Raw genomic sequence first — 4,078 nt, forward strand, 5'->3', positions numbered from 1 at the left:
CGGGGTGCGGGCGGTGGCGGTCAGCCACCGCGTCGGCGATCTGACGATCGGCGATGTGGCGCTGGCGTGCGCGGTGGCGGCGGACCACCGGGCGGAGGCGTTCGCGACCTGCGCCGACCTGGTGGACGAGGTGAAGGCGCGGCTGCCCGTGTGGAAGCACCAGTGGTTCGCCGACGGCACCGACGAGTGGGTCAACTCGCCGTAGCGCGGCGACGGTCGTCGGCTTCCGTGCCGGGCGCGAGGTCCGTGTCCGGTGTCGATTTTCGTCGGCGGAGGGGCCCACCACCCGGGGGACAGCGGTGGGGCCCTCCGTGTGCCGACGCACCGTCCGGACGGGCCCGACCGCGTCGGCCCGGCCCGTCCGGACGGGGGTCACTCGGTGGCGATCTTCTGGCCGACCACGATGTAGTCGGGGTCGGAGATGTAGCCCTCGTTCAGGTCGACCAGCGTCGGGTAACCGCCGTCGACGTCCTTCTCCTCGGCGATCTTGCTCAGCGTGTCGCCCTTCTCGACGACGTAGTCGCCCTCCGGGTTCGACTTCGCCACCCGCTCGGGGGCGGGCTCGGGGGCGGGCTCGGAGGTCTGCTCCGGCTGCGTGGACTGGCTCTGGGTCGAGCCGGAGTCCTGCGCCCCCTGGGTGTTGCTCCCCTCGTAGCTCACGTTCGAGGAGCCCTTCGCGCCGCAGACCGGCCACGCGCCGATGCCCTGTCCGTCCAGGACCCGTTCGGCGACCTGAATCTGTTCGGAGCGGGACGCCTCGTGCGGCATGCCGGTGCCGCCGTAGGCCCGCCAGGTGCTCAGCTTGAACTGGAGTCCGCCGTAGTAGCCGTTGCCGGTGTTGATGCTCCAGTCGCCGCCGCTCTCGCACTCGGCGATCGCGTCCCAGTTGACGCTGCTGTCCGCCGCCTGGGCCGGGGCCGCGGCCACCGACAGCGGTGCGCCCACGGCGATGCCCGCGACGGCGACGCGGGCGAGGTTGCGGGACGCGGCGGACGGTTTGCGGTGCTTGCCTCGATAAGCCATGTCGACTCGGTTTCGACTTCCGCGCCTGTCGAGAACCGCGGGCGGGCGGTGAGGCCGGGCCGACCGTCTCGGGCCGACAGGCGGCACCGGGGGATGCCGCCTCCCTCTCGTCCCAGTCCGAGAAGTGCGTTTCGCTCGGGGTTTTTCCGTGTCTCCGGGATTCCGCCGGACTGGGCTCGGCGCAGACGGGATCCCGGTCGTTCCCGGTTGGTCGGGGCCAACCGATTTGCGACGGTACGTAACAACGGCCGTGATCGGAAATTTACGGAACCGTGGGTTAGACCACAGTAACGGCACGCAACCTTCGCACGATCCGGTTATTTTCCCTGCGTAAGGCGTTGTTACCGGTCCGTGTCCCTCTCGAAACTTTTCACCCGAAGTGAGGTCTGGGTCACGCCCTCGACGACCCGTCTGCTCCCTTCGGGACGACCCGTGCGCGCGGTGGCGACCGGGTGGTCCGGACGAACCGGACAGGTGGACCCGCCCGCCGCGGGAGGTGTACTCCACCCGCCGGTGCGGCCGGTCGGCGGCGGGCTCCTCCGGAGGTGTGAACCGGTCCCGCCCCGTTGGGAGGTCCGGTACTGGTGGGGGACGGTGCGGTGGGGGGTCAGCCGCCCGCGAACGGCGGGAGCACGTCGAACTGGGCCCCGTCGGGCAGACGGCGGGTGTGGTCGCGCACCGCGACGCCGTCCAGTAGGAAACCGGCCGCGTCGAGGATGCGGGGCAGCCCGGTCCCGGCATGCCGCTCGCGGAGCTGTCGCACGGCGTCGGCCACGGACGCGGGTTCGCCCAGCCGGACCGGTTCGGAGTCCAGTCCCGTGGCCGCGCGGGCCGAGGCGAAATACCGCACCCGCACCGTCACCGCGGATCCCGCGTCGTCGTCCGACAACGGCTCCCCCGGCGTCGGGCGTCCCCGCGGTGTCGTGGGGCGTTCCGCCGCGGTGGGGTCCTCCGGTGCCGTGGCACGGTGGCCGGTCCCCGACGTGTGCATCGCCTGCTCCCTCGTTCTCTCCTGCGTGCGCGCGGATCAGCCGCCGATGGAGCTCATCGGCCGGATCGGCTGGGCGAAACCGGCTTCGTTGATCTCGTGCCCGGCGAGTTTGCCCCACATCGCCGCGCGCCAGGTGTCGGCGATCTCGTCGTCGTCGGCACCCTGTCGGACCAGACCGCGCAGGTCGGTCTCGGTGGTGCTGAACAGGCACGAGCGGACCGCGCCGTCGGCGGTGAGCCGGGTCCGTTCGCACGCGGCGCAGAACGGCCGGGTCACCGAGGGAATGATGCCCACCTCGTGCGGGCCGCCGTCGACCAGCCACCGTTCCGCCGGGGCGCCGCCGCGCTCCGTCGGGCTCGGGGTCAGGGTGAACTCGGTACCCAGCAGGTCGAAGATCTCGTCCGCAGTGATCATCTCGGCGCGGCTCCACCCGTGCTGGGCGTCCAACGGCATCTGCTCGATGAACCGCAGGTGATAGTCGTGCTCCACGGCGAAGCGCAGCAGTTCGGGCGCCTCGTGCTCGTTGACCCCCCGCAACAGCACGGTATTGATCTTGACCGGGTCCAGTCCCGCGTCCCGGGCGGCCGCCAGTGCGTCGAGGACGTGCCGCAGCCGGTCGCGCCGGGTCACGCGCGCGAACGTCTCCGGCCGCACCGAGTCGAGGGAGACGTTGATGCGGTTCAGGCCCGCGCTCGCGAACCGCTCCGCCCGCTTCGCGAGCCCGATGCCGTTGGTGGTCATGGACAACCGTGGCCGGGGCCGCAGCGCGGTGATCCGGGCGACGAGGTCCTCCAGATGCGGACGCAGCAGCGGCTCGCCGCCGGTGAGCCGGATGTCGGTCACCCCGAGCAACCGGACGGCGACGTCCATCAGCCGCACCAGCTCGTCGTCGGACAGCACCTGTTCACCCGGGGCCCAGTCCAGCCCCTCCGCGGGCATGCAGTACGTGCACCGCAGGTTGCACTTGTCGGTCAGCGACACCCGCAGGTCGGTCGCGACGCGCCCGAAGCTGTCGATCAGCGAGGGGTCGTCCGGGCGTGTGTGGTCCGGTGCCGTGCGTGCTCCGGGCACCCTGGGGATGCCGAGGTCCGTTCCCGTCACCCTGTCCAGCCTAGTCGGGGAACCGACGAGAATAGGACCTCCATCACACCGTCGGCCGAGTGACCGCTGGCGGAGGCGCATGTGCGGCGATATTGTGCGTTTCATGCCGCAGTTTCGGCTCTCGGAGGCCGCCCGCCTGCTCGGCGTGAGTGACGACACCGTCCGCCGCTGGGTTCGCGCCGGGCGGCTGACCTCCGCCGGGGACGACGCCGGGCGCATGGTGGTCGACGGGGCGGAACTCGCCGCGTTCGCCCGGGCCGCCGCCGATTCCGCGCCCGACCCCACCGGTGTGGGGCGCTCGGCGCGCAACCGGTTCGTCGGGTTGGTCACCGACGTCGTGGCCGACACCGTCATGGCCAAGGTGGAGCTGCAGTGCGGGCCGAACCGGCTCGTGTCGTTGATGAGCGCCGAGGCGGTGCGGGAGCTGGGGCTCGCCCCGGGGGTGTGTGCGGTGGCCGTGGTCAAGGCGACCCAGGTGATCGTCGAGACACCGGGGGACGGGCCGTGAGGCGCGCACCGGTGGGCGGCGCGCGGGTGCCCCCCGTGCCGCGCACGCTCGTTGCCCTGCTGCTGGCCGTCGGCATGCTGACGGTGGTCGCGTGCGGTGGCGTACCCGGGCGGGACCGCACGCTGACCGTGTTCGCGGCGGCCTCGCTGACCGGCGTCTTCGGCGAGCTGGACCGGCACTTCGAACGCACTCACCCGGACGTGGATGTCCGGCTCAACGTCGGCGGGTCGGCCCGGCTCGCCCGGCAGATCCTCGAAGGCGCACCCGCCGACGTGTTCGCCTCCGCCGACGCCCGCACGATCCGGTGGGTCGCCGACGCGGACCTGCTGGCCGGGCCGCCCACGACGTTCGCGACGAACACCCTGGCCATCGCGGTCCCGCCGGGAAATCCCGCCGGAATCGACGGTCCGGCCGACCTCGCCCGGCCGGGGGTGCGGACGGTGGTGTGCGCGCCC

General features: G+C 72.3%; 6 protein-coding genes. 3 read left to right on the plus strand and 3 right to left on the minus strand.

Annotated elements, in window-relative coordinates:
* A partial coding sequence (locus SACHA_RS0100295) for a molybdenum cofactor biosynthesis protein MoaE (protein WP_028662745.1) occupies positions 1-205 on the plus strand: 205 nt, incomplete at its 5' end.
* A 167-nt stretch (positions 206-372) separates the two neighbouring features.
* Here the strand turns inward: SACHA_RS0100295 and SACHA_RS0100300 are convergent.
* The 3 genes from SACHA_RS0100300 to moaA all read right to left on the minus strand — a co-directional run bounded on the left by SACHA_RS0100300 (position 373) and on the right by moaA (position 3,115).
* Positions 373-1,023 (minus strand): transglycosylase family protein, encoded by a 651-nt coding sequence (locus SACHA_RS0100300; RefSeq protein WP_019806260.1) that lies wholly within the window; start codon positions 1,021-1,023, stop codon positions 373-375.
* Positions 1,024-1,630: 607 nt separating this feature from the next.
* Entirely contained in the window at positions 1,631-2,014 is a 384-nt protein-coding gene (locus SACHA_RS0100305) for a MoaD/ThiS family protein (RefSeq protein ID WP_019806261.1), read from the minus strand.
* Positions 2,015-2,050: 36 nt separating this feature from the next.
* Positions 2,051-3,115, minus strand: coding sequence for a GTP 3',8-cyclase MoaA (moaA, locus tag SACHA_RS0100310; RefSeq protein ID WP_028662747.1), 1,065 nt, complete (start codon positions 3,113-3,115; stop codon positions 2,051-2,053).
* Positions 3,116-3,218: 103 nt separating this feature from the next.
* Here moaA and SACHA_RS0100315 point away from each other — a divergent pair, with 103 nt between their 5' ends.
* Both SACHA_RS0100315 and SACHA_RS0100320 read left to right on the plus strand, forming a co-directional pair.
* Positions 3,219-3,623 (plus strand): TOBE domain-containing protein, encoded by a 405-nt coding sequence (locus SACHA_RS0100315; RefSeq protein WP_019806263.1) that lies wholly within the window; start codon positions 3,219-3,221, stop codon positions 3,621-3,623.
* Between the two features lie 35 nt (positions 3,624-3,658).
* Positions 3,659-4,078, plus strand: a 420-nt coding sequence (locus SACHA_RS0100320; protein ID WP_028662748.1) for an extracellular solute-binding protein, incomplete at its 3' end; no start/stop codon positions are given.

The organism is Saccharomonospora halophila 8, assembly GCF_000383775.1.
In the GTDB taxonomy this organism is placed as follows: Bacteria; Actinomycetota; Actinomycetes; order Mycobacteriales; family Pseudonocardiaceae; genus Saccharomonospora; species Saccharomonospora halophila.

What these genes read in the sequence shown, in the direction of transcription:
- SACHA_RS0100300 (WP_019806260.1), bottom strand. Translation starts at nt 1,023, where the DNA reads ATGGCTTATCGAGGCAAGCACCGCAAACCGTCCGCCGCGTCCCGCAAC.
- SACHA_RS0100305 (WP_019806261.1), bottom strand. Translation starts at nt 2,014, where the DNA reads ATGCACACGTCGGGGACCGGCCACCGTGCCACGGCACCGGAGGACCCC.
- SACHA_RS0100315 (WP_019806263.1), top strand. Translation starts at nt 3,219, where the DNA reads ATGCCGCAGTTTCGGCTCTCGGAGGCCGCCCGCCTGCTCGGCGTGAGT.